This is a genomic window from Mesorhizobium sp. WSM4850 (genome assembly GCF_055811735.1).
This window is the reverse complement of the sequence record NZ_JBVVPV010000022.1, coordinates 1-24,400: the sequence shown is the minus strand read 5'-3', so window position 1 is coordinate 24,400 and position 24,400 is coordinate 1. Positions and strand designations below refer to the sequence as shown.

Sequence of the window (24,400 nt, the reverse complement as noted above, 5' to 3'; positions counted from 1 at the left end):
GATGACCAGGTCAGCCCCGCCAAGGGCCGCCGCTTGCTAGCGCAGCGCTTTCTGCCCGCCGGCGGCAGTGATGACGCCGACGATGATCAGCCCGGTCAGCAACAGACGGACGCCGGCGCTGACGCCGAACGTGTTGAGCATGGTCAAAAGCAGCACCAGGAACAGGGCCGCGCCCCATACACCCGGCACATTGGCCTTGCCGCCGGCTACCGACGTGCCGCCGATGACGACGACGGCGATCGAGGCCAGCAGGTACTCATTGCCGATATCGACATTGGCGCCGCGGAAATAGCCGGCGAGCAGCGCCCCGTCGAGGCCGCCGAGCGCGCCCGACAGCGTGTAGGTAAGAAAGCGGATGCGGCCGACATTGACGCCGGCCAGCCACGCCGCGCGGATGTTCTGGCCGATCGCCAGCACCGAACGGCCATAGATCATGCGCTGCAGCGCGATCGCAGCGCCGATGGAGAACAGCACGGTGAGGATCGCCAGCACCGGAATGCCAAGAATCTGCCAGTTGGTGAAACTGGCAAAGCCCGGCGGCGGCTTGATCTGCAATCCGCGGCCATAGCTGATGTCGATCGACTGGATGATGAAGCTCGCCGACAGCGTGGCGATGATCGGTGGAATGCGCAGCGCCCAGATCAAGAGATAATTGGCGGCGCCGATCGCCATGCCGCAGGCCAGCGCCGCCAGCAGCCCGACCGCGATCATTGAATCATTGCCGTCCATCACCTTCATGGCGACCGCGCTGGCGAGGCCGATATTGGCGGGCAGCGACAGGTCGACATTGCCGGGACCGAGCGTGATCACGAACATCTGGCCGACACCGACGATGACGGTGAAGACGGCGAGCGAAAGTGCCGCCGTGATCATGCCGCCGCCGCCATATCCGCCGGTGAAGGTGATCGTCGCCAGCCACACCAGCAGCGCACCGATGAAGGACCATATCCAGGGTTTTGCGAGCAGCAATCGCAACGATGCCATCCCCTCACCTGTCCCTGCGGCTGATCAGCACCCGGGCCGCCAGCACGATGATGAGGATGGCGCCGTTGGCGGCCACCTGCCAATCGGGCGGGATGTGCATGAAGGTCAGCAGCGGCGAGGCGGCGAGCGCCAGCGTCAGCGCGCCGATTACCGCGCCGATCGGCGATACCCGGCCGCCGACGAATTCGCCGCCACCGAGGATGACGCCGGCGATCGAAAGCAGCGTGTAGCCATTGCCGATATTGGCATCGGCCGAGGTGGTGATGCCGATCAGGGCCATGCCGGACAAAACGCCGAACAGACCGGTCAATGCGAACAGCACGATCTTGGTCTTGAGCAGCGACCAGCCGGCACGGCTGAGGGCCGCGGCATTGCCGCCGGAGCCGCGCAGGATCACGCCATACGAGGTGCGCATCAGCCCGAAATGGACGACCGCGGCAATCAGCAGCGCCGCAATGATCGGGAAGGGAACGAAGGGCGGCTTGAAGGCCATGAGCGACAGCAGCCAGTCCGGTGCCTTGCCGCCGGGTTTCGGCAGGATGAGGATGGCCAGACCCTGCCAGACAAAGCTCATGCCGAGCGTCACCACGATCGAAGGCAGATTGCGCAGATGGATCAATGCGCCGAGCAGCGCATAGACGCCGATCGACCCGAGCAGGATCAAGACGCCGACCAGCGGCGCGTCCTTCAGCCACGTCGCCGTGACGCAGCCGACGAAACCGACGAAGGTGCCGATCGACAGGTCGAGCTCGTTGCCGGCGATGACGAACATCTGCGCGATCGTGGCCAGGGCGATCGGGACCGCCAAATTGAGCATCAGGCTGAAGCCGAAATAACTGATGGCGCGCGGGTTGAGCCAGGCGATCGCCAGCAGCACCAGCATCAGCGACATCGCTGGCAGCAGCCCGCGCAGCAGACGCGCCCGCGCCAACGCGCTTCGCTCGGAAGAACTCTTAGGACCGGTCTCGACGGGTGCTGCCGTCATCTCAGGCCGCGTCGCCGAACGAGGACTGAATGATCTTTTCCTCGGTCAACTCGTCGCGACCAAGCTTGGCGACGATCCGGCCGTTCTTGAAGACATAGACGTGGTGGCAATTGTCGAGCTCTTCGGTTTCCGTGGTGTACCAGAGGAAGGTGCGGCCGCGGCCGGCCTCTTCGCGCACGAGGTCGTAAACTTCGAGCTTGGTGCCGATGTCGACGCCGCGCATCGGGTCGTCCATCAGCACGATCCTGGCGTCGGAACCGAGCGCCCGGGCAAACAGGGCCTTCTGCTGGTTGCCGCCGGACAGCGAGAAGATGTTGTTGTTCATGTCGGGGGTGCGGATGCCGATTTTCTTTTGCCAGAAGTCGGCGAGTTCGGCTTCGCGCCGCGGCGAGATCAGCAGGCCGTTGCGCAATCGCGCCAGCGAGCGGATGCCGATGTTTTGCGCAATCGACCATTGCGGAAAGATCCCGTCAGACTGGCGGTCGCCGGCCACCAGCGCCACCGGCGCGGTGACCTCGATGCCGGTTTTGGTGCGCGCCGCGGCTGCGAAAATCGCCAGCAGCAGATCGGTTTGGCCATGACCGGCAAGCCCGGCAAGGCCGATGATCTCGCCGGCATGCGCCACAAGTTCGTTGCCGTCATCTTGCCGCGCCGGGCGGGCCCGGACCCGGAGCGGGCCGGTCTCCGGCTTTTGGGTCGCGATTTCGGCCGCGATCTTCTCACGCGCTGCCGCTCCACCCATGGTCGTCACCAGCCTGTCGCGATCGAAAGCCTTAGCCGCATCCGACGCAACGACCTTGCCGTCGCGCATCACCACGATGCGGTCGGCATTCCCGAGCACCTCGCCCAGAACATGCGAGATCAGAATGCAGCTCTTGCCCCCGGCGACAAAGCGCCGGACGAAACCCAGCAACTGGCCGGCCGTGTGCGCGTCGAGCGAGGATGTCGGCTCGTCGAGGATGACCAGCTCGAGCGGATCCTGCGTCACCGTGAAGGCGCGCGCCACCTCGACCATCTGCCGCCTGCCGATGGAAAGGTCGCTGGCGATATCGGCGGCGGAGATGCTGTGGCCCGGGAATATCTCGTCGAGCTTGGCCGCGATCAGATCGGCCGCCTTGCGCCGCCAACCAAAGCCGCGCAGCGCCGGGTGGTTGATTCGCGTGTTCTCGGCAACGCTGAGATTCGGGCACAGCGACAGTTCCTGGAACACGCAGCGTATGCCCAGTTGTTGGGCGCGCGGCACCGAATAATTATCTTCGATGCCGCCACGCACCGCGATCCGACCGCTGTCGGGCACGAGCGTGCCCGCCACCATATGCATGAGCGTCGACTTGCCCGCGCCATTGTGGCCGACGAGACCGACACATTCGCCGGCGCCGACGTGGAAATCCACCCCGGCGAGCGCCCGAACGGCGCCGAAATGTTTTTCGGCTCCGTCCAGTCTGACAATATCCGCGTCACCCCTAGGCATCCCTGGCGATATCCGGTTGGCGACGCAGCTGGCAACGTGCCACGCTCACTTGATGTTGGCTTTGATCGCCGCGATGGCGTCTTCCTGGGTGTATTCGTGGCTGGCGACGCCGCCCTTCGGGATGTTCGGCAGCTCTGCCTCGAAATTATCCTGGGTGAAGGCGAGGTATGGCACCAACAGGTCATGCGGCACATCCGTGCGGCCGTCGAGCACCTGCTGCGCCACCCAGAAGGCCAGCGACGACACGCCCGGCGCAATCGACGCCGACCAGGTCTGGTAGCCATCCTTGTCCTTCTGTTCCTTCCACCACTGCAATTCGTCCTGACGGTTGCCCATGATGATGGTCGGGCGCGGTTTGCCGGCGGCGGCGAAGGCCTGTGCCGCGCCATAGCCGTCGCCGCCCTGATCGACGACGCCGACGATTTCCGGCAGCGACGGCAGGATCGTCGCGACCGCCTTCTGCGCTGTGGTCTGGTCCCAGTCGCCGGTCACCGAACCGACGATCTTGAACTCGGGATGGGCGGCGACGCCTTCCAGAATCCCGGCATGGATAGCGTCATCGATCGACGTGCCGGCAAGGCCGCGGATTTCCAGCAGATTGCCGCCCTCGGGATGGAACTTGGCCATCTGCTCGACTTCCTGCCTGCCCATGTCCTTGAAGTCGACGACGACGCGGTAGGCGCAGGGCTCGGTGACGATGCCGTCGAAGGAGACGACGACGATGCCGGCATCGCAGGCCTGCTTGACAGCGCCGTTGAGCGCGTCCGGCGAGGCGGCGTTGATGACGATGGCGTCATAGCCTTGCAGGATCAGGTTCTGGACCTGGGCTGCCTGGGTCGGCACCTCCTTGTCGGCCGTCGTGAAAATGTCCGCGGCGGCGACCACCCCGTCGGCGACCGCCTTCTTGGTGACGATGGCATAGCTGTCGAGCATCGCCTGCCGCCACGAATTGCCGGCATAATTGTTGGAAAAGGCGATCTTCTTGTCGCTGGTGTCGGCAAACGCGGCGCCTGACGAGAGCATCGCCGCAAGGGCACTCAGGACGAGTATCTTCTTCATCTGTTATCCTCCCATGGATTGCTGGTTGTTGTTGGCTGCTGGCGGCTGTTATGACGACCCTCGTTTCAATATTGTCAGACAAATTTAGATGGGCGCACTTGTCAACAGCGATCGATGAAGGTTTGACGATCAACTTGCGGTGCAATGATTGAAAAGGCTTCGGCTCCTGGTCTAGGGATGGGACAGGAGATCGAAATCGAGATGGCAGCGACGCCGACTGATGCGCTGGGCGCACCCGGAATTCCGGCGCGCTGGACGTCGAGCACCAAGAGCGGCGTCGGAACCGCGCTTTCGCCGGCCTGCCCTGTCTGGTTCACGATCAGCCACGGCATTCTCAACGAGGTCTATTATCCCCGCCTCGACAGCGCCTGCACGCGAGACATGGGACTGGTCGTCACCGGCCCCGGCTTCTATTTCTCGGAAGAAAAGCGCGATGCCGTGCACAGCCTCGAGCCGTTCGAGGATGGGGTGCCCGCCTACAGGCTGATCAACACCGCCGCCACCTACCGGATCGAAAAGCGTATCGTTACGGACCCGGAACGCCCCGCTCTGCTGCAGGAAATCAGCTTCACGCCGCTGAAAGGCACACACGCCGACCACCGCGTCTACGCGCTGCTGGCGCCACATCTGGTCAACGCCGGCATGGCCAACACTGCCTGGGTCGGCGACCACGAGGGAACGCCTGTCCTGTTTGCATCGGGACGTGGCGTTTGCCTGGCGCTCGCCTCGTCGCTGCCCTGGGGAGCATGCTCGGCCGGCTATGTCGGTGTCTCCGACGGCTGGCAACAACTCCGTCGTGACGGCCGGCTCGACCCGACTTGCCGCAGGGCCGAGGACGGCAATGTCGCGCTGACCGGCGAGATCGGCTTTTCGGCTGCCAGCCCGACGGCGTTGCTGGCGCTGGGTTTCGGAACGACGCTGCAAGAGGCGGCGGAAAATGCCTCGGCCAGTCTGAAGCGGGGTCTTGCGCCCGCGGCCAAATCCTACGTCGAAAAATGGCGCAAATGGCAGGCTGGCTTGCTGCCGCTGGACCGGCAGGTAGCGGGGATCAACACCTATCGTGTCAGCACGGCGGTTCTGGCAACGCATCGCTCATCCACCGGCGCGGGCGTCGCCAGCCTGTCGATCCCGTGGGGCTTCAGCAAGGGCGACGACGATATCGGCGGCTATCATCTGGTCTGGCCGCGCGATCTGGTCGAAACCGCGGGCGGCTTCCTCGCCGCCGGCGATCCGGCGCAAGCGCTGGAGATCCTCGCCTATCTTCGCTCGATCCAGCAGCCGGATGGGCATTGGCCGCAGAACGCCTGGCTCGACGGATTAGCCTATTGGCCGGGCATCCAGATGGACGAATGCGCGTTTCCGCTGCTGCTCGCAGACGCGCTGCACCGGGCTGGGCATCTGGCAGACGCCGTGTTGCGCTCCTTCATGCCGATGATCGAGCGCGCCGCTTCTTACGTCGTGCGCAACGGTCCCGTCACCGGCGAAGACCGTTGGGAAGAGGATGCCGGCTACAGCCCGTTCACGCTGGCCGTCGAGATCGCCGCTCTGCTGGCCGCGGCCGACATGTTCGAAACTTGCGGCAAAGCAGAGCCGGCAAATTATCTGCGGGAAACCGCCGATGTCTGGAACGACCAGATCGAGCGCTGGACCTATGTCACCGGCACTCCACTCGGCGAAGAGGTCGGCGTCGAGGGCTATTACGTCCGCATCGCGCCGCCCGACACCGCCGGCGCGGCGTCGCCGAAGGACGGCTATGTGCCGATCAAGAACCGGCCGCCGGGCGATAGCGACCGGCCGGCCGAGGCGATCGTCAGCCCGGATGCGCTGGCGCTCGTCCGCTTCGGCCTCAGGGCCGCCGACGATCCGCGCATCGTCGACACCGTCAAGGTCATCGATGCGCGGCTGCGCTGCGATCTGCCGCAGGGGCCTGCCTGGTATCGCTATACCAGCGACGGCTATGGCGAGCACGCCGACGGCGCGCCCTTCGACGGGACCGGCCAGGGCCGACCCTGGCCGCTGCTGGTCGGCGAGCGCGCCCATTACGAACTGGCGGCGGGACGCAAGGACGAAGCAGCGAGCCTGTTAAAGACCCTGGAGGATTCTGCCGGGTCTGGCGGCCTGCTGCCCGAGCAGGTCTGGGATGGTCCCGACATGGCCGAACACGAACTGCGGCACGGCGGACCGTCGGGCAGCGCCATGCCTCTGGTCTGGGCGCATTCGGAGCATATCAAGCTGCTGCGCTCGCTCAGTGACGGCGCCGTCTTCGACATGCCGCCGCAAGGCGTGAGGCGCTACATCGAGGACAGGACCGTGGCGCCGCGCCGGACATGGCGCTTCAATCACAAGCTCCGCGCCATGCCCGCCGGCAAGCTGCTGCGCGTCGAACTGCTGGCCCGGGCGGTGGTCCATTGGAGCAACGACGATTGGGCAACCATCCGTGACGCCGCGACCATCGAGAACGCCTTCGGCATCCATCTCACGGACCTGCCCGTTGCCGATGTCCCGCCGGGCAATAGGATCGTCTTTACTTTTTTCTGGCCCGATGCCGGCCGTTGGGAGAATGTCGACTTTTCCGTCGGTATCGACAAGCCGGATAACCAGTAGATCTTCTATCCCTCAAGAAACCAGGACGAGCAACATGCAGATCGGAATGATGGGACTGGGCAGGATGGGCGCCAACATGGTGCGGCGCCTGCTGCGCGATGGCCACGAATGCGTGGTCTACGACATCAACCCGGCCAGCGTTGAAGCCCTTGTGACGGCTGGCGCGATCGGAGCCGCTTCGATGGAGGAGTTCGTCGGCAAGCTGACCAAGCCGCGCAGCGCCTGGCTGATGCTGCCGGCGGCGATCACCAGCCGGATCGTCGACCAGGTGGCCGACCTGATGGAGCCGGGCGACATCATCGTCGACGGCGGCAATTCCTATTATCACGAGGCTGTCGACCACGCCGCGCGCCTGGCATTGAAAGGCCTGAACTATGTCGATGTCGGCACCAGTGGCGGCGTCTGGGGCCTTGAGCGCGGCTATTGCCTGATGATCGGCGGCCCCGACAGTGCGGTCCAGCATCTCGACCCGGTCTTCGCCACCCTGGCTCCAGGCGCCGATGCCGGGGTGCCCGCCCCCGGCAAGGATGCCGGAACCGCCCCGTTCGGCTATCTCCACTGCGGGCCGAGTGGCGCCGGTCATTTCGTCAAGATGGTCCACAACGGCATCGAGTACGGCGTCATGGCCGCCTATGCCGAAGGCATGAACATCCTGAAGTCGGCGAATGCCGGCAAGCGACAGCGGACGGCCGACGCCGAAACCAGTCCGTTGGAAAACCCGCAATATTACCAGTTCGACATCGATATCGCCCAGGTTGCCGAGGTCTGGCGGCATGGCAGCGTCATCGGCTCCTGGCTGCTCGACCTCACGGCGGGCGTATTGAAGGCCGATTCGGGGCTGACGCAGTTCGGCGGACGGGTTTCGGATTCCGGCGAAGGCCGCTGGACGCTGAAGGCGGCGATCGACACCGGCGTGCCGGCGCCGGTTCTGTCCTCGGCCCTGTTCGACCGGTTCGCCTCGCAAGGCGAATCCGAATTCGCCGACAAGCTGCTGTCCGCCATGCGCTATGCCTTTGGCGGCCATGTCGAAAAGCCGAAGACCGGCTCGTGACGGCGAAGACACGCTCATGAACCAGGAACGGTCCGACACGCTGGTGCTTTTCGGGGCGACCGGCGACCTCGCCCACAAAAAAATCTTCCCGGCACTTTACGCCATGGTCGCCAAGGGAACGCTGACCGAGCCGGTGATCGGCGTCGCTTTCGACGCCTGGGACCTGAAGCAGTTGCAGGCGCGCGCCCACGACGGCATCGTCAAGGCCATCGGAAAGGTCGACGAAAAAATCTTCGCTAAACTAGCCTCGCTGCTTCGTTATGTCAGCGGCGACTACCGCAGCGCCGCGACATTCGAGAAGCTGAAAAGCGCGCTCGGGACCGCGCAGCACCCGCTGCACTATCTGGCGGTGCCGCCGACCATGTTCGAGACGGTCATCCAGGGCCTGGAACAGTCGGGCGCGGCCCAGGGCGCGCGCCTGATGGTGGAAAAGCCGTTCGGTCACGATCTGCAATCGGCGCGCTGGCTGAACCGGGTCCTTCACCTGGTGTTCGACGAGCAGTCGATCTTTCGCATCGACCATTATCTCGGCAAGGAGGCGATCCAGAACCTGCTCTATTTCCGCTTCGCCAATTCCTTTCTCGAGCCGATCTGGAACCGCAATTTCGTCGAGAGCGTGCAGATCACCATGGCCGAGGATTTCGGCGTCGAAGGCCGCGGCCGCTTCTACGACGAGGTCGGCTGCATCCGCGACGTCATCGAGAACCATCTGCTCAACATCCTGCTGCTGCTTGCCATGGAGCCGCCCGTTGGCCGCTCGGCCGACGATCTGATCGATGAGAAGGTGCAGGTGCTGCGGGCGATCCGGACGCTGACCAAGGACGATGTCGTGCGCGGCCAATTCAAAGGCTATCTCAGCGAGCCGGGCGTCGCGCCGAATTCGCCGGTCGAGACCTTCGCGGCGGTGCGTTTCTTCGTCGACACCTGGCGCTGGCGGGACGTGCCCTTCTTCATCCGCGCCGGCAAATGCATGCCGGTGCACGCCACCGAGGTCATCGTGCGGCTGAAGCGGCCGCCGCTCGACGTCTTCGACCCGATCAAGCCCGGAGATGCGAATCACGTCCGTTTCCGCATCGACCCGCAGGTGGCGATCTCGATCGGCGCCCAGCGCAAGGCCGCTGGTGACGACATGATCGGCGAGCAGGTCGAACTCACCGCGCTCGACGACAGCAAGGGCGACATGCCGCCCTATGAGCGGCTGATCGGCGACGCCATGAACGGCAACGGCCAGTTGTTCACTCGCCAGGATGCCAGCGAGCTTGCCTGGCGGATCGTCGGCCCGGTGCTCGGCGATACCACGCCGCCACACCTCTATGAGCCGGGAGCATGGGGTCCCGCCGATGCGATGGCCGGGTTCGGACCGCCGAACGGCTGGATCAACCCGGCGAAATGAACTCGGAGGCGACGCAATGGCCAAAGCGGCGAAAAAGCTGGCACCGGACAGCGAAAAGATCGTGCTTGTGATCGATATCGGCGGCTCCCATGTCAAGATCCTCACCAGCGCCGGCGGCCAGGAGCGCAGAGCCGATTCCGGACCCGGCCTGACGCCGCAGCAGATGATCGCCGCCGTGCAGACGCTCGCCAATGGCTTGCCCTACGATGTCGTCTCGATCGGTTATCCCGGCCCGGTGCACCACAACAGGCCACTGGCCGACCCCGCCAATCTCGGCAAGGGTTGGGTCGGATTTGACTTCGCAACGCAGTTCGGCAAGCCGGTGAAGCTGGTCAACGACGCGCTGATGCAGGCCGTCGGCAGCTATGAAGGCGGGCGCATGCTGTTCCTGGGTTTCGGAACCGGACTCGGTGCTGCGATGGTCCTCGACAACGTCGCCCAGCCGATGGAGCTCGCGCATCTTCCCTACAGGAAGGGCAGCAGCTTCGAGGACTATGTCGGCGAACGCGGCCTTGAAAAGCGCGGCAAGAAGAAATGGCGCAAACACGTCTTCGACGTCGTCGAGCGGCTGCGCGCCGCCCTTCAGCCTGACTATGTGGTCATTGGCGGCGGCAATGTCGACAAACTCGACGAATTGCCTGCCGGTTGCAGGCGTGGCGACAACACACGCGCCTTCGACGGGGGATTTCGACTGTGGCGCGACAAATCCCTGATTGTCTGATATTATAGCGGTTCGGGCCCAAACCTGTTGATCTGGCCCGGCCGTTAGTATTGTTATTCAAAATAATGTGTGGCGTGGTGCGGCGTCATTGCGTTATGCAGATTTGCCGACTAGGAATTCTGCGACCCCACTAACGGAGAAAATAGATTGACCGACGACAGCAACAAAGCCCGCACGGACATCGACCTTCTCGAGCTGACCGCTCACATCGTGTCCGCTTACGTCGAGAAGAACCGCTTGCCCGCTTCCGGCCTCGGCGATCTCATCGCCAGCGTCAGCGCGTCGATAGGTGGGCTCGGCCAGCCCGCCGTTCCGGTCGCAGCACCGCTGATCCCGGCGATCAATCCCAAGAAATCGGTGACTCCAGATTACATCATCTGCCTCGAAGACGGCAAGAAGTTCAAATCCCTGAAGCGCCATATCGGCGTTCATTTCGGACTGACGCCGGATGCCTACCGCGCCAAATGGGGCTTGCCGGCTGACTATCCCATGGTCGCCCCCACTTATGCGGCCTCGCGCTCGCAGTTGGCGAAGGCGATCGGCCTTGGCCGCAAGGCCGCCCCGCCGGCGCCGGTCAAGAAGACCAGGAAGCCGAAGGCCACGGTCTGACGCGCTCCAAGCCGGCAAACGGAAGTCTCGAAGATTAGCGGGACAGCGCCCCGTCTGTCCGGCAGGACAGAGGGCGCGCGGGGGAACTCGACCTGCGCGCCTAACAACCTCTCCACCTCCGCCGAGCTGTGCAATTAGCATGGTAGCCGGAAATCCTTGATCCAGAGCCTATTTTTGCGCGCACCCCGCACCGAACTGCGCTAAAAGCGCGGTGGTCGGACCAGCGCCCTCGTGGAAGTGCCCCGCCGGCCGACTTCTTTGCCACGGGGCCTGATTCATGACACCCGTATCTCACGCACCGCCCGACCGGCGCTATGCCGCCTTCCGGCACAAACCCTTCCTGAGCTATTGGGCGGCACGCTTCCTCGCCACATTCGCCACCCAGATCGTGTCCGTCGCCGTCGGCTGGCAGGTCTACGACCTGACCCGCGATCCGTTCGATCTCGGCCTTGTCGGCATTGTCCAGTTCCTGCCTTCGCTGGTGCTGGTGCTGATCACCGGGGTGGTCGCCGACCGTTTCGGCCGCCGCCTGATCATGGCGCTGATGGTGCTGCTGGAGGCGATCTGCGCGCTGGCCCTGCTGCTGCTGACGCTGCGCGGCCTTAGCGGACCGGGATTGATCTTCGGCGTGCTCGCCATGTTCGGCATCGCGCGCGCCTTCTTCGGACCGGCAGCAGCGTCGCTGTTCGCCAACCTCGTGCCGCCGGAGGATTTTGGCAACGCGATCGCCTGGAATTCGTCTGCTTGGCAGACGGCGACCATCGTCGGACCGGTCGCCGGCGGCCTGCTCTACGGGCTCTCAGCGCAAGCGGCATACGGCACCGCTGCCGTTCTGATGTTTGTCGCAGCGGTGCTGGTCTTCACCATCCCGAAGCCTGCCCAGCGCAGCGAGACCGACAGGCCGACGATGCAGACCCTGTTTGCCGGCTTCGGCTATATCTGGAGCGAGAAGATCGTGCTCGGCGCCATTTCGCTCGATTTGTTCGCCGTGCTTTTGTCCGGCGCCACGGCGCTGCTGCCGGTCTATGCGCGCGATATCCTCGAACTCGGCCCATGGGGCCTGGGACTGTTGCGTTCGGCGCCGGGGATCGGCGCCATCTGCGTTGCCATCTGGCTGGCCGGACATCCGATCCGCAACCATGCCGGCGTGGTCATGCTCGGCTTCGTCGCGCTGTTCGGCGCCTTCACGGTGCTGTTCGGCCTTTCCACCATCACTTGGCTGTCGATCGCAGCGCTCGCCTTGCTCGGCGCCGCCGACATGTTCAGCGTCTACATCAGAGAGACGCTGATCCAGCTGTGGACGCCGGACAAGGTTCGCGGCCGCGTCAACGCCGTCAATCAGGTTTTCGTCGGCGCCTCCAACGAGCTCGGCGAATTCCGCGCCGGCACCATGGCGGCATTGATCGGCACCGTGCCCGCGGTGGTGATCGGCGGCGTCGGCGCAGTCGTTGTCGCCGGGCTGTGGGCGGTGCTGTTCCCGCAGCTGCGCAAGGTTCGCCACCTCAACGGGCGAAACTGATCCCAGGGCGCACTGATCCGGGCAAAACTAGATCAGATCAGGACAGCGCCGGCTTGCCGAAGATCGTCTGCAGGAATTCGCCGAGCCAGCGCTTGAGATGCATGTCCCAGATCAGCCGGCCGCCGAGATGATCGCGACCGGGCTGCGCGCCGGGCAACTCGAAGCGATGCGCGCCGCGAACGACCCAGCGCTGCATCATCGCCCTTGTCAATTCGCCATGGAATTGGATGCCCCAGGCATTGTCGCCATAACGAAAGGCCTGGTTTGGATAGGTTTCGGCCGTCGCCAGCAGCGTCGCGTCCTTCGGCAGCGAAAAGCCCTCGCGGTGAAACTGATAGACCATCTCGGGCCAGCGCATCAGCTTCTTGCCGTCCTCGGTCGCTGTCAGCGGATACCAGCCGATCTCGACCAGCCCCTCGCCATGACCCTCGACCTTGCCGCCAAGATGGTTGACCAGCATCTGCGCGCCGAGGCAGATGCCGAGCAACGGCCGGTTCTCCCTGAGCGGAATTTTTAGCCAGTCGGTCTCACGGCGGACGAAGTCGTCCTCGTCATTGGCGCTCATCGGTCCGCCGAACACCACGGTTCCGGCATGGCCGTCCAGTGTTTCCGGCAAGGCGTCGCCGAGCGGCGGGCAGCGGAGATCGAGGTCGAAGCCTTCTTCGATAAGCATGTGGCCGACGCGCCCGGGGCTCGAACTCTCCTGATGCAGCACGATCAGGATTTTTGGTCTCGGCCTCGGCGTGGATGGCATGGGGGATCCCGTCTATTCGTCGCTCGATGTTCCAGCCGCGCCCGGCACTTCGGCGGCCGCCTTGCGGCGTGCCTCGACGCGGTCGTGGCGTTCGACATCCATCAGCTCGGCGACGCGCCAGACGATATTGTCCTCGAGCTCGTGCAATTCGCCATCGGCATAGACGATTTCCCACATCAGGCCGATGAAGGCTTTTCGCGCGTCCGGATCGAGCTGACGCTTCAAAACGCTGGTGAAGGCGTAGAGGTCGATCGCCTCATTGTCGGCCCGCTCGCCGGCAGCGGCAAGCGCGTCGAGCTCGTCGCCGCTGATCGAATAGCTTTCCGCCAGCACCGCCTTGAACCGCTCCCATTCGGCATCCTGACGCAAGCCGTCGGCACTCATCACATGGTAGAGAAGGGCGGATGCGGCAACGCGCGGATCATCGGCGTCGTTGCGGGCGCTGCCGTCTCCCGGCAGGTCCTTCAGAAACGACAGAACGCGTTCGAACATGTGATTCCTGCTTCCCATCCGCCAAAACTTTCAAGCTTAGCCAAATCAAAACAATCGAAACCTGCGTGGTGATTTTTGCTCTTCGTCGTCCGGATCGACGCCGGGATCGTCGGGCAGCCGGGCCATTTCCTCCGCCGGTTCGACAGCGTCGCCATCCGGCGGCACCGCGGCAGACGCCGTGGCGGTGACCGGCGCAACATCGTCTTCGCCAGTTTCCGATGCCGCCACGGCGGTCGGTCTTTCGGCCGAACCAGCGGGGTTCAGCTCGATCACATTTTCCTTTTCCGGCTTCGTTGGCGCCGCAATTGTTGGCACCGCGGCGGCCGGCGCATCCTCGTCACTGTCGATGAGCTGGCCGAGCCGCTCCATCGGCGCACGCCACTCGAAGGCGTCGAGCTTGCCGGTGATCGGCGACACCGGCGCCCAGCGTTCGGAAACGACGCCGTCGGCGACCCAGGCCGGATCGCGCGGTGCACGTACTGCCTTGGACAAAAGCTGCCGCACCTTGCCCTGATCGCCGGTCTCGGCCTCCTCGATGTCGGCCAGAAGCAGATAGGCGCCTTCGCGGCGATCCATGCGGATAGCCGCCTCGGCCTCTTTGCGGGCGGTTGAAAAGTCCTGCGCGTCGAGCGCGGCGCGCGCCACCGCCAGCGACGATTCGGCGTGGTTCTTCTTCATCTCCTGCAGCTTCTTCGCCCGGTTCAGCCGGTCGAGCACGGCATCGCCCGGCCGGGCGTGGGTGTAAAGCTCGGCGATCTCTGGATGCGGCTCGGCTTTCCACGCCGCTTCGAGTATCTTCGCGCCCTTGCGCACATCATTCTGTCTGAACAGCAGTTTGGCTGCGTTCACCGCCGCCGGCGCGAAATCCGGCCGCAGCCGGTTGGCCTCCAGAGCAGCGGTTTTGGCGGCGTTGGGATCGCTGTCGATCAGCCCCTGCGCCTTGGCGGTGAGCAGCACGGCGCGACGCCGGTTGGCGGCATCGCGCTCGATCTGCCGCGTCGATTTCTGCGCCTCGACCAGTTTCAGCGCGCCGTCCCAGTCGCCACGCCCGGTCAGGTCTTCCAGCGTCGATTCGGCGGCCCAGGCCAGTTGCGGCGCCATCGCCGCAGCGCGGCCGGCGTAGTGCCGCGCCGCGTTGCGGTCGCCGAGGCGTTCGGCCTCGAGATAAAGCCCGCGCAGGCCGAGCAGCCGCATTTCGGGGTCGTCGAGCATAGTCTCGAACTTTTCGCGGGCACCCTCATGGTCGCCTTCGAGCAGCGAGGCTTGCGCCTCCAGCAATTGGATCAGCGGCTCCTGGTCGGAGCGGATCAGCTTTGCCGCTTCCTTGGTCTTCTTGCGGGCGAGCGCCCCGTCACCGGCGCCGGCGGCAATCATGCCGGTCGACAGCGCCTGATAGCCACGATCGCGACGGCGCACGCGGAAATAGCGCGAGATGGTGTAGGGGCTGTTCCACAGCGCCTTGAGCAGCCACCAGACGATCATCACCGCGGCAACCACGGCAACGACCGCCACCGCCGCCACCATCAGGCTGACCTGGTATTGATAGCCGCTGAAGGTGACGACCATCTCGCCTGGCCGGTCGGCCAGCCAGGCGAAACCCAGCCCGAGCGCGAAAACCACGGCGAGGAAAAGCAGAATGCGAATCATCGGGTTTCCCTCACGCCTTCATCGCACTGGCGATCAGCGCGTCAACCTGCTTCTCGACCTCGATTCGCGCCTTCAGTTTGCCGGCAAAATCGGCGCCGGCAGCCTTCACCGCCTCGGGCAGCATATCGTATTCGCTGAGCGCCTTGGCGTAATCGCCCTGATTGACCGCCACCTCCATGCGAGCGACGATTTCCGGAGCGCCAGCGCCTTCGACTGCACCGATCGGCCTGACCTTGACCAGCGATTGCGCGCTCGACAGCAGGTTTTGCAGGAAGCCGGCATTCTGGTCGACGGGCTCGGAGGCAGCGACCATGGCGTTGGCGGCGGCAGGCATTTCGGTTGCGATCTCCGCCCGGGTCGGAACGCCCGTTTCGGCGTAGGGACGCAAGGCTGCGATCTCTGGAGCATCCGGCGAAATCGCCGCAAAGGTTTCGAGTTCGGCGGCGAATGGCGCACCACGGTCGAGTGCTGCCTTCAGCGCCGATGCGGCGATGGCGAGCGCAACCTTGGGCTGCCCGGCCTGTGCCTCGACCTTGCCGGAAAGCTGAGACACCGACCGTTCCAGCGCTGCAAGCCGGCCGTCCTGTGCCTTCGCCGTCTCGCCGGCGGATTTCACCGCCGCGTCGAGCCCGGCCAGCTTTTCATTGAGCGGCCCGAGATCGACCGGCGCCGTGTTGCCGGTCTGGCCAAGCGCCGCAACCGCCGTCTCGATCTGCCTGACCTTATCGCCGAGGGCTGCAAGCCCGGCAGTGTCGCCTGCTCCGCCCTGCTCGATCGCCGATTGCAGCGCCGCGACATCCGTCTTGACCTGATCCAGCGCCGACGACAGCCCGTCCACCTTGGCCGAGGCGTCATTGTTGCCGGCTGTATCCTTGAGCCCGGCAATCTCGCTCTTCAGCGCAGCGATTTCGCTGTTGACGCCATCGAGCGACACGCCGCCCGAGGATAAATCGCCAACCCCTGGCGCGCCGAGCAGGCCGGCAAACTGCAGCCCTCCGGCGGCAGCCAGCGCGATGACGCCGCCGATAATGCCGGCAGCGATGCCGTTGATGCCGCCATGCTTCGGCTGCGCTGCCATGTCTTCAGTCCCTGTCTGGGTTTCCTTCGGCGCGTCTGCGGCGCCCGCCTTGGCCGAAGCGTCCTTGGCCGATGCGTCGTCGAAACTGTAGTCGAAGGCCCGCTTCGCCGATGCCTCCGAGCCGGCCGGATAAGTCGGCTTGGGCCCTTCAGGAGTTTTGGCACCGCCCTCGGCCGGCTGTTCCGAGCCGTCCGGCGGGGCCGCTTCGGCATGTTCCCACGGCTCGATGTCGGTCTGGTCGGCATGGACGGGTTCTTCAGGCGCTTCCGGCTGCGACGCGCTTGCCGCCTCCTCCGCCTTCGCCTCGTCGGTCCGCCCGTTGGCGGCATCCTCGTCGGCAACGCGCGAGACAGCGCCGGGCTCGAGCTCGATGGTCACCGGCTCGCGACGGCTTTTCGAATGCCGCATCTTCGGCGTCTTGACCATGCTTGGGCTCCGCAAGTTTCGCTTCGGGATGGTTCAGAAAGGGTCTAGCACATCACCAAGCGGTGAAAAGGGGCGGCGTGATGACACGGGGTCAAGGCGACGTCCGCAAAAGCTCCAGCAGCGCCTCCTCGCTGGACTCCGGCGCAACGCGGAGCTGTTCTGAGGCAACAGTCTCCAAGGCTGCGGCGATACGTCCGGACAGCGCAAAAAAACATGACTTTTTAAAAAGCTCACGCAGCGCCGGCCGCCCAGCCAGTGCCTGCAGCGCTGTGGCGGCCTTGGCCGAATAGAGCAGCATTGCCTCGACCGGCCGGCCGGACAAGCGCGCAAGAACGGCCTCATCGGAATAATCCAGCGCGACAGTGTCATAGGTCTCGACGGCGCGAACCTGAACGCCTGCCGACTGCAGCCGCTGCTCGAAACCCGAATAACGCACCCGCCCGCACAAATAGACGATGGTTTGTCTGGCGTAATCGCCGGCAAGCGCATCCGCCAGCGCCTCGGCATCGCCCGGCCCTTCGCTGACCGACAGAAACCCGGCCGCATGGGCGGCCTGCGCTGTCCGTCTGCCGACGGCATGGCAAGGCAAACCGGCGAGCGCCGTGCTGATTTCTTTCGGCGCATGGCGCACGGCATTGGCGCTGGTGACGGCAACGGCCGCGGCATTGGCTGCGACCCTGTCCGGATCAACCGGCAGCGCCACCGTTTCGGTCAGCGGCAGCAGGATCGGCTTAAAACCCAGGTCCTCGAGCCGCTGTGCCGTGCGCGAAGCGCCCGGCTCCGGCCTCGTCACCAGGACGCGACGCATGTCAGGCCCAGCCGTCGAAGAATTTTTCGCCGGCCTTGGCCCGCACGGTCCTGGCGGCTTCGTCGCCGATGCGCGCGGCATCCTGCGCCGGGCCTTCCGCCTTGACCTCATGCGATTGCGCGCCGTCCGGCGAGATGATCAGCCCGCCGAAGAACACCGTTTCGGCCGATATCGTCGCATGGCCGGCAATCGGCGTGCGGCAGGAACCGTCGAGCGCCGCCAGGAAAGCGCGTTCGCAGGCCAGCGCCTGCCCGGTCGGCACGTCGTGGACTGCCGTCAGCATTCTTTCCACATCGAGGTCGCCGATGCGGCTTTCGATGCAGATCGCGCCTTGCCCCGGCGCCGGCGGAAAGCTGTCGAGCGGCATCAGGTCGGTGATGACATCTTCGAGTCCGAGCCGCTTCAGCCCGGCATAGGCAAGGATGGTGCCGTCGGCGACGCCCTCGTCGAGCTTGCGCAGCCGCGTCTGCACATTGCCGCGGAACATCACCACCTCGAGGTCCGGCCGCATCCGCCGGATCAGCGCCTGACGCCGGAGCGACGACGAACCGACCTTCGCGCCGTGCGGCAATCCGGCGATCGTTTTGGCCGCCTTGCCGACGAAGGCGTCGCGGGCATCCTCGCGCGGCAGGAAGGCAGACAGTTCCAGTCCGTCGGGCAACACCGTCGGCATGTCCTTCGACGAATGCACGGCGATGTCGATGCGGCGCGCCAGCAGCGCCTCCTCGATTTCCTTGGTGAACAGCCCCTTGCCGCCGGCTTCCGACAGCGGCCGGTCCTGGATGCGATCGCCGCTGGTCGAGATGACGACCACCTCGAATGCCTCAACCGGCATGCCGTGAGCGGCCATCAGCCGCGCCTGCGTTTCATGCGCCTGCGCCAGCGCCAGCGGGCTGCCGCGTGTTCCGATTTTCAAGGTTGTTTGCATGGCGCGCTGTCCGTGATAACCCCCGGCAGATCGAGGCCGTTTCCGGGCTTTCTCCTAACGGGGAAAGGCTGGTTGCACAATCTCCAGGGATGGCAACGAATTGATCCGCGTTCTGGGCATTGAGACGAGTTGTGACGAGACCGCCGCCAGCGTGGTAGCGCTGGACGGCGGCGGCGCGCCGAAAATCCTGTCTGATATCGTGCTCAGCCAGATCGAAGAGCATGCCGCCTTCGGCGGCGTCGTCCCGGAAATCGCCGCGCGCGCCCATGTCGAGGCGCTGGACGGCATCATCGAGGCCGCGCTTGCCGATTCAGGCGTCGATCTCGCCGATATCGACGCGATCGCTGCGACCGCCGGCCCCGGCCTCGTCGGCGGTCTGATCGTCGGGCTGATGACGGCCAAGGCGATCGCAGCCGCGGCGAACAAGCCGCTGATTGCTATCAACCACCTCGAAGGCCATGCGCTGACCGCGCGGCTGACCGACGGGCTCGACTTTCCCTATCTGTTGCTGCTGGTGTCCGGCGGCCACACGCAGATCGTTGCGGTGCGTGGCGTTGGCGACTACCAGCGCTGGGCAACAACCATCGACGATGCGCTCGGCGAAGCTTTTGACAAGACGGCCAAGATGCTCGGCCTGCCCTATCCGGGCGGGCCGAATGTCGAGAAGGCGGCGGCGACCGGCGACGCCGCGCGCTTCGCCTTCCCGCGACCGATGAAGGGCTCGGCGCAGCCCGATTTTTCCTTTTCCGGGCTGAAGACCGCCGTGCGCCAGGCAGCGACGGCCATTGCCCCTTTGAGCGACCAGGACGTCGCCGACATCTGCGCCTCCTTCCAGGCGGCGGTTGCGGATGCGCTGGATGACCGTGTTTCGAGGGCGCTGAACCGTTTCCGCAAGGAGTTTCCGAGCGAGCTGAAGCCTGCGCTCGTCGTTGCAGGCGGTGTCGCCGCCAACCGGACGATCAAGACCACACTCGAAGCCCTGTGCGAGAAGGCCGGCTTTGCCTTCGTCGCGCCGCCGCTCAAGCTCTGCACCGACAATGCGGCGATGATCGCCTGGGCCGGCATCGAGCGGCTGCGCGCCGGCATATCGGGTGAAAACACCGCTGATTTCGTGCCGCGTTCGCGCTGGCCGCTGGACAGCATCTCCGCTCCGATGGTCGGCTCGGGCCGGCGCGGAGCCAAGGCATGAGCGGCAGCGGGCACAAGGTACCAAGCGGCTGGCGCGTTGCCGTGCTCGGCGGCGGTGCCTGGGGCACGGCGCTGGCGCTGGCCATGTTGCGCGCCGGCCATTTCGTCCGCCTCTATGCGCGCGACTTGGAGACCGTCGCCGCGATCGACCGTGGCGAAAATCCGCGCTATCTGCCTGGCATCGCGCTCCAGGCCGGCATCGTGGCAACGAGTGATATCGAGGCTGCGCTCGACGGCGCCGACTGCGTGCTGGCGGTGGCGCCGGCGCAGTCGCTGCGCGCCATGCTGGCCACCGCGAAAGCCCATATGCCGAAAGACGTCCCGCTGGTCCTCTGCGCCAAGGGCATCGAGCGCGACACCGGCGCATTGCTGTCGGCGATCGCTGGAGAGATCCTGCCTGAAAATCCGGTCGCCGCCCTATCCGGGCCGAGCTTCGCCACTGACGTCGCCAGGGGGCTGCCGACGGCCGTGGTGGTCGCCGCCGGCAATGAGGGTCTGGCGGCCGACCTGGCCGCGCGCTTTTCGGCGCAGAATTTGCGCTGCTATTCGAGTGACGACCTCATCGGCGTCGAGATCGGCGGCGCGCTGAAGAACGTCTTCGCCATTGCCGCCGGTGCGGTCACCGGCGCCGAGCTCGGCGCCAGCGCCCAGGCCGCCATGGTGACGCGCGGCTTCGTCGAATTGCGCCGCATCGGCGCTGCTTTCGGCGCTAGGCCGGAAACGCTGATGGGACTTTCCGGCCTCGGCGACCTGTTGCTCACCTGCTCGTCCGCCCAGTCGCGCAATTTCGCCTACGGGCTGGCGCTGGGGCAAGGCAAGCCGCTTGCCGGGCTGCCACTGGCCGAAGGGGTGCCGACGGCGGCGATCGCCGCCCGCATCGCCACCGAGCGCAACATCGACGCGCCGATCATCACCGCCGTCGCCGCCATACTGGACGGCACGATCACCATCCGCCAGGCTGTGTCGGCGCTGATGACAAGGCCGCTGAAGACCGAAACCGACGTGTAATGTTGAACAATCCGGAGATGGAAAGATGCTGTTTGCGCTGATTTGCAAGGACAAGCCTGGAAGCCTGCAGGTGCGGCTCGATACGCGGCCCGAGCATGTTGCCTTTTTGGAGGGACTGAACGGCGAGAACAAGCTGGCCTTCGCCGGTCCGTTCCTCGACGCCGACGGCAAGCCGAACGGCAGCCTCGTCGTGGTTGAGGCGCCCGATCTGGAGGCGGCAGAAGCGCTATCGGCGGCAGACCCTTTTGCCAGGGCAGGGCTGTTCGAAAGCGTCGAAATCCGGCAATGGAATTGGACCTTCAACAAGCCAGTGAGTGCATGACTCCGAAAATCGGAATCGATTTTCGGAAAGGATCATGCGCAAAATCAAAGTGCTACAGCGTCCTTTGCGCGTCTGAAAGACGCGCGGCGCTGTAGCTGATCTCCAGCCGCGGAGGAGCAAAAAATGAACTACTGGCTGTTCAAATCCGAACCCTCGGTCTTCTCCTTCGAGGACCTCAAGGCGAAGGGCAAGGCCGGCACGCAATGGGACGGCGTGCGCAACTATGCGGCGCGCAACAACATGAAGGCGATGCAGATCGGCGATCTCGGCTTCTTCTACCATTCCAACGATGGGCTCGACGTGGTCGGCATCGTCGAGGTCTGCGCGCTGGCCCATCAGGACACCACTACTGACGATCCGCGCTGGGAATGTGTCGATATCCGCGCCGTCAAGGATGTGCCGAAGCCGGTGACGCTGGAGCAGGTCAAGGCCAACCCCAAGCTTGCCGAGATGGCGCTGGTCCGACTCGGACGGCTTTCCGTGCAGCCGGTGACGCCGGCCGAATGGAAAGAGGTCTGCCGCATGGGCGACCTGACGCCGGCGCCGTGACGGCGCTGACGCCAAACAGCGCGAGAAACTTCATCCTCGACAACACGGCGCTGATGGCACCGCCGCATGTGCCGGAGATGCTGCTGCATCTGGCCGACGAGGCGCATGATCTGTGGCAGCGGACAGAGGACGAACTGGCCGAAATCGGTGTGCCGCCGCCTTTCTGGGCCTTCGCCTGGGCCGGCGGCCAGGGCCTTGCCCGCTACATCCTCGACAATCCGTCTGATGTGCAGGGCAAGCGCGTGCTCGACTTTGCCTCCGGTTCCGGCCTTGTCGCCATTGCGGCAGTGAAGGCCGGCGCGGCAGAGGTGATCGCCGCCGACATCGACCCGTTCTGTGCGACCGCGATCCGCCTCAACGCCGAGGCCAATGGCGTCGGGATAATGTTTCTTGGCACCGACTGCATCGGAACCGATGCAGGCTGGGATGTGGTCCTGGCCGGTGACGTCTTCTACGACAAATCCTTCGCCGACCGGCTGAAGCCATGGTTCGCGACGCTCAAGGCGCGTGGCGCCGACATCCTCGTTGGCGATCCCGGCCGCTCCTATCTGCCGAAAGCTGGACTGGAGCCGCTCGCCATCTACGAGGTGGCGGTAACCCGGGCGCTGGAAGACGCGCTGGTCAAACGCACCACCGTCTGGCGGTTTTCTTGACGGCATTGCCGAACAGGCGTTCCATCACGCTTCGATTTTGAGAATACGCATGCCGTTGTCCCAAAACCGCTGGGCACCCCCGGCTCGGGCCCGGGGGCATGCTTTTGAGCGACATGCTTCCGGGGAGGAAATCATGGATTTTTCAGCAGTGAACTGGCTGGCGGTGATCGTCGCCGCGGTGGTGGCGTGGTTGTTCGGCGCTGCCTGGTACATGGGCCTGAGCAAGCCGTGGCTAAAGGCCACCAGGCTTGATCCGGCGACCATGAGTAAATCGCCGCTGCCCTTCGTAATCAGCTTCGTCGCGGAAATTGTCATGGCGCTCGTCATGTCTCTGATCGTCGGAGCGATGACCGGTGGCGAACCGAACCTCGTTGCCGGGCTCGTCTTCGGCTTCGTTCTCTGGTTCGGATTCGTCGCCACGACGCTATCCGTCAATCATCGTTACCAAGGGTTCGGCTGGGACCTGACCATCATCGACTGCGGCCACTGGCTCGGCGTGCTGCTTATCATCGGCGCGGTGATCGGCTGGTTCGGCGCGGCGGATGTCGCGGGCTGACGCTGCCGCCATGAAAAAATAGGTCGATGACTGCCGGCTGATCACTCAGAGCGACCTGAAGCTCATCCAAGCGTCGGCTCCGGCTGCGGGTTGTGAACTTCGTTGAGGAGCCAATCCCTGAACGCCACGATCCTGGGGTCGTTGGCGGATGCGATGGGATAGACCAGGAAGTAGGCGAAGTCGGGCGGAACCTTGATGCCAAGTTCGAAGGGCCGGATCAGCCGGCCCTCGGAAAGGTCGTTCGCCACCATGGCAAAATCGGCGAGAGCAACGGCATTGCCGTCGAGCGCGGCCTGAACGGCGTCGGTCGAGGTGCCGAACACGATCGTCCGGCTGTCGTCGAAATCGTCGACGCCGGCCGCCGCCATCCACATCCGCCAGTTTGGCCAGGTCACGCCTTGTCGCGCCCACTCGATATGGGCGAGCGTGTGATGGAAGAGATCGCGCGGCTCGCGCAGCGGCGGGCCGGAGGCCAGCAGGCTGGGGCTGCACACAGGGATGATGATGTTGTCGAACAGCCGGTGGGTGCAAAGGCCGGGATATTTTCCCGCGCCGAAACGGATGCCGACATCGACGTCGTCCAGGTCGAAATCGCGCAATTCAGAAGCAATGTCGAAGCGGAGCTCGATGCCCGGTCGCTGCTTGCGAAAATCGTCGACGCGTCGCATCAGCCATTTTGTCGCGAACTGGGCGTCGAGTGTCACTTTCAGCAACGCCGTTCCACGCGCCAGCTTGTGCGCCCGTGAGACGGCGCGGCCAAGCAGGTCGAGCGCGTCGGTCGAGGCCTCGAACAGCACCGCGCCCGCCTCGGTCAGCCGGATGGTGCGGCTGGTGCGCGTGAACAGCACGATGCCGAGCTGATCCTCGATTTCCTTGATCTGGTGGCTGACCGCGGCCGGGGTCAGGCCAAGTTCGTCCGCGGCGCGGGTGAAATTGAGGTGCCGGGCGGCTGCTTCCAGCGTCCTCAGTGCACGGGTTCCAGGCAGCAGGCGCGCCATCAGAATAGGACGAGGAGAGGCCGGTCGAGCATTTTCAATCCTCAAACAAAACTTGAAGATGCAGAGAAAACTACTCGTTTCTCGTTTTAATTTCAATCCGTCATGATGTGACCATCGTACAAACATCAAACCGGACTTGATGTCCGGAGAAGCCGGATTGCACCATGTCTCACATCGTCTTGAGTCCTGTAACCGTCCGCCCGGCCTGGCTGCGCGCGGTGTCTGATTGGTTCCGCCATGCAAAAATGGCGGTCAACCTCCCGCCCGAGAACGTCGACGACCTTTCGGACCGGCAATTGCGCGACATCGGCGCCGAGCGCAAGGATGTCGCGCGCGCGATGGACCGGGAACTCGGCCGGTTGGGTCTGCTCGATATCGGCTGGCAGAGGCCGCGGGAGTAGGGGAGTAGGGGAGTAGGGGAGTAGGGGAGTAGGGTAACGAAAAGGAAGCGGCGCGCCTGCGCAACCCTACTGACACTTTCTTCCTCCCCTATTCCCCTATTCCCCTATTCCCCTATTGCCCTACTGCCCTACTGCCCTACTGCCCTACTGCCCTACTCCCCTACTCCCCTACTCCCCTACTGCCCTACTGCCCTAC

24 protein-coding genes are annotated in these 24,400 nt (G+C 64.8%); 13 read left to right on the top strand and 11 right to left on the bottom strand.

From position 1 onward, the window contains the following. Positions 1-36: 36 nt before the first annotated feature. Genes AC0L2Z_RS20295 through AC0L2Z_RS20280 form a run of 4 tightly spaced genes read right to left on the bottom strand, consistent with a single transcriptional unit; the run spans position 37 to position 4,499 of the window. Positions 37-984, bottom strand: coding sequence for an ABC transporter permease (locus AC0L2Z_RS20295; RefSeq protein ID WP_128181260.1), 948 nt, complete (start codon positions 982-984; stop codon positions 37-39). A gap of 4 nt (positions 985-988) precedes the next feature. Beyond that, the gene (locus AC0L2Z_RS20290; protein WP_473629130.1) at positions 989-1,969 is read right to left on the bottom strand and encodes an ABC transporter permease; all 981 of its coding nucleotides are present in this window, start codon (positions 1,967-1,969) and stop codon (positions 989-991) included. A 1-nt stretch (position 1,970) separates the two neighbouring features. Beyond that, complete coding sequence (locus AC0L2Z_RS20285; protein ID WP_473629129.1) at positions 1,971-3,440, bottom strand: ATP-binding cassette domain-containing protein; 1,470 nt, start codon at positions 3,438-3,440, stop codon at positions 1,971-1,973. A 45-nt stretch (positions 3,441-3,485) separates the two neighbouring features. Next, on the bottom strand, positions 3,486-4,499 hold the full coding sequence (locus AC0L2Z_RS20280) for a substrate-binding domain-containing protein (RefSeq protein ID WP_473629128.1): 1,014 nt from the start codon (positions 4,497-4,499) through the stop codon (positions 3,486-3,488). Between the two features lie 201 nt (positions 4,500-4,700). Between AC0L2Z_RS20280 and AC0L2Z_RS20275 the strand changes: the two genes are divergently transcribed. The 6 genes from AC0L2Z_RS20275 (at position 4,701) to AC0L2Z_RS20250 (ending at position 12,396) form a co-directional block, all read left to right on the top strand. Then, positions 4,701-7,103 carry a glucan 1,4-alpha-glucosidase gene (locus tag AC0L2Z_RS20275; protein WP_473629127.1) on the top strand — a complete coding sequence of 801 codons (2,403 nt, stop codon included), beginning with the start codon at positions 4,701-4,703 and terminating at the stop codon, positions 7,101-7,103. Positions 7,104-7,137: 34 nt separating this feature from the next. Then, on the top strand, positions 7,138-8,154 hold the full coding sequence (gene gnd, locus AC0L2Z_RS20270; protein ID WP_236384605.1) for a phosphogluconate dehydrogenase (NAD(+)-dependent, decarboxylating): 1,017 nt from the start codon (positions 7,138-7,140) through the stop codon (positions 8,152-8,154). Positions 8,155-8,170: 16 nt separating this feature from the next. Further along, the gene (gene zwf / locus AC0L2Z_RS20265; RefSeq protein ID WP_473629126.1) at positions 8,171-9,547 is read left to right on the top strand and encodes a glucose-6-phosphate dehydrogenase; all 1,377 of its coding nucleotides are present in this window, start codon (positions 8,171-8,173) and stop codon (positions 9,545-9,547) included. A 16-nt stretch (positions 9,548-9,563) separates the two neighbouring features. Further along, complete coding sequence (locus AC0L2Z_RS20260; protein ID WP_473629125.1) at positions 9,564-10,268, top strand: ROK family protein; 705 nt, start codon at positions 9,564-9,566, stop codon at positions 10,266-10,268. 147 nt (positions 10,269-10,415) lie between these two features. Then, the gene (locus AC0L2Z_RS20255) at positions 10,416-10,877 is read left to right on the top strand and encodes a Ros/MucR family transcriptional regulator (protein WP_473629124.1); all 462 of its coding nucleotides are present in this window, start codon (positions 10,416-10,418) and stop codon (positions 10,875-10,877) included. Between the two features lie 277 nt (positions 10,878-11,154). Beyond that, positions 11,155-12,396 (top strand): MFS transporter, encoded by a 1,242-nt coding sequence (locus AC0L2Z_RS20250; RefSeq protein WP_473629123.1) that lies wholly within the window; start codon positions 11,155-11,157, stop codon positions 12,394-12,396. Between the two features lie 37 nt (positions 12,397-12,433). Here the strand turns inward: AC0L2Z_RS20250 and AC0L2Z_RS20245 are convergent, their stop codons facing one another. From AC0L2Z_RS20245 to hemC, 6 genes are all read right to left on the bottom strand, one after another. Continuing rightward, positions 12,434-13,150: a glutamine amidotransferase gene (locus tag AC0L2Z_RS20245; RefSeq protein WP_091592267.1), complete on the bottom strand. Its 717-nt coding sequence runs from the start codon at positions 13,148-13,150 to the stop codon at positions 12,434-12,436. A gap of 12 nt (positions 13,151-13,162) precedes the next feature. Then, positions 13,163-13,642: a tellurite resistance TerB family protein gene (locus tag AC0L2Z_RS20240; protein ID WP_473536449.1), complete on the bottom strand. Its 480-nt coding sequence runs from the start codon at positions 13,640-13,642 to the stop codon at positions 13,163-13,165. A gap of 45 nt (positions 13,643-13,687) precedes the next feature. Beyond that, positions 13,688-15,289 carry a heme biosynthesis HemY N-terminal domain-containing protein gene (locus AC0L2Z_RS20235; protein WP_473536450.1) on the bottom strand — a complete coding sequence of 534 codons (1,602 nt, stop codon included), beginning with the start codon at positions 15,287-15,289 and terminating at the stop codon, positions 13,688-13,690. Between the two features lie 10 nt (positions 15,290-15,299). Then, complete coding sequence (locus tag AC0L2Z_RS20230) at positions 15,300-16,793, bottom strand: COG4223 family protein (RefSeq protein WP_473629122.1); 1,494 nt, start codon at positions 16,791-16,793, stop codon at positions 15,300-15,302. 91 nt (positions 16,794-16,884) lie between these two features. After that, positions 16,885-17,601, bottom strand: coding sequence for a uroporphyrinogen-III synthase (locus AC0L2Z_RS20225; RefSeq protein WP_473629121.1), 717 nt, complete (start codon positions 17,599-17,601; stop codon positions 16,885-16,887). A gap of 1 nt (position 17,602) precedes the next feature. Then, entirely contained in the window at positions 17,603-18,529 is a 927-nt protein-coding gene (gene hemC / locus AC0L2Z_RS20220; protein ID WP_473536453.1) for a hydroxymethylbilane synthase, read from the bottom strand. Between the two features lie 103 nt (positions 18,530-18,632). On the opposite strand from hemC, the gene tsaD reads away from it, so the two are divergent. The 6 genes from tsaD (at position 18,633) to AC0L2Z_RS20190 (ending at position 22,805) form a co-directional block, all read left to right on the top strand. Further along, positions 18,633-19,718 (top strand): tRNA (adenosine(37)-N6)-threonylcarbamoyltransferase complex transferase subunit TsaD, encoded by a 1,086-nt coding sequence (gene tsaD, locus AC0L2Z_RS20215; RefSeq protein ID WP_473536456.1) that lies wholly within the window; start codon positions 18,633-18,635, stop codon positions 19,716-19,718. Beyond that, positions 19,715-20,725 carry an NAD(P)H-dependent glycerol-3-phosphate dehydrogenase gene (locus AC0L2Z_RS20210; RefSeq protein WP_236384588.1) on the top strand — a complete coding sequence of 337 codons (1,011 nt, stop codon included), beginning with the start codon at positions 19,715-19,717 and terminating at the stop codon, positions 20,723-20,725. The genes tsaD and AC0L2Z_RS20210 overlap by 4 nt, the downstream gene beginning before the upstream one ends. 25 nt (positions 20,726-20,750) lie before the next feature. Then, positions 20,751-21,047 (top strand): YciI-like protein, encoded by a 297-nt coding sequence (locus AC0L2Z_RS20205; protein WP_027154810.1) that lies wholly within the window; start codon positions 20,751-20,753, stop codon positions 21,045-21,047. Between the two features lie 123 nt (positions 21,048-21,170). Next, on the top strand, positions 21,171-21,596 hold the full coding sequence (locus AC0L2Z_RS20200; RefSeq protein WP_027154811.1) for an EVE domain-containing protein: 426 nt from the start codon (positions 21,171-21,173) through the stop codon (positions 21,594-21,596). Between the two features lie 53 nt (positions 21,597-21,649). Continuing rightward, entirely contained in the window at positions 21,650-22,249 is a 600-nt protein-coding gene (locus AC0L2Z_RS20195; protein WP_473629176.1) for a class I SAM-dependent methyltransferase, read from the top strand. A gap of 133 nt (positions 22,250-22,382) precedes the next feature. After that, positions 22,383-22,805 (top strand): DUF1761 domain-containing protein, encoded by a 423-nt coding sequence (locus AC0L2Z_RS20190; protein WP_128173696.1) that lies wholly within the window; start codon positions 22,383-22,385, stop codon positions 22,803-22,805. Positions 22,806-22,867: 62 nt separating this feature from the next. Here the strand turns inward: AC0L2Z_RS20190 and gcvA are convergent, their stop codons facing one another. Continuing rightward, on the bottom strand, positions 22,868-23,803 hold the full coding sequence (gene gcvA, locus AC0L2Z_RS20185; RefSeq protein WP_091592246.1) for a transcriptional regulator GcvA: 936 nt from the start codon (positions 23,801-23,803) through the stop codon (positions 22,868-22,870). 164 nt (positions 23,804-23,967) lie between these two features. On the opposite strand from gcvA, the gene AC0L2Z_RS20180 reads away from it, so the two are divergent. Next, complete coding sequence (locus AC0L2Z_RS20180) at positions 23,968-24,204, top strand: hypothetical protein (RefSeq protein ID WP_128173681.1); 237 nt, start codon at positions 23,968-23,970, stop codon at positions 24,202-24,204. The last annotated feature ends 196 nt before the right edge of the window (positions 24,205-24,400 follow it).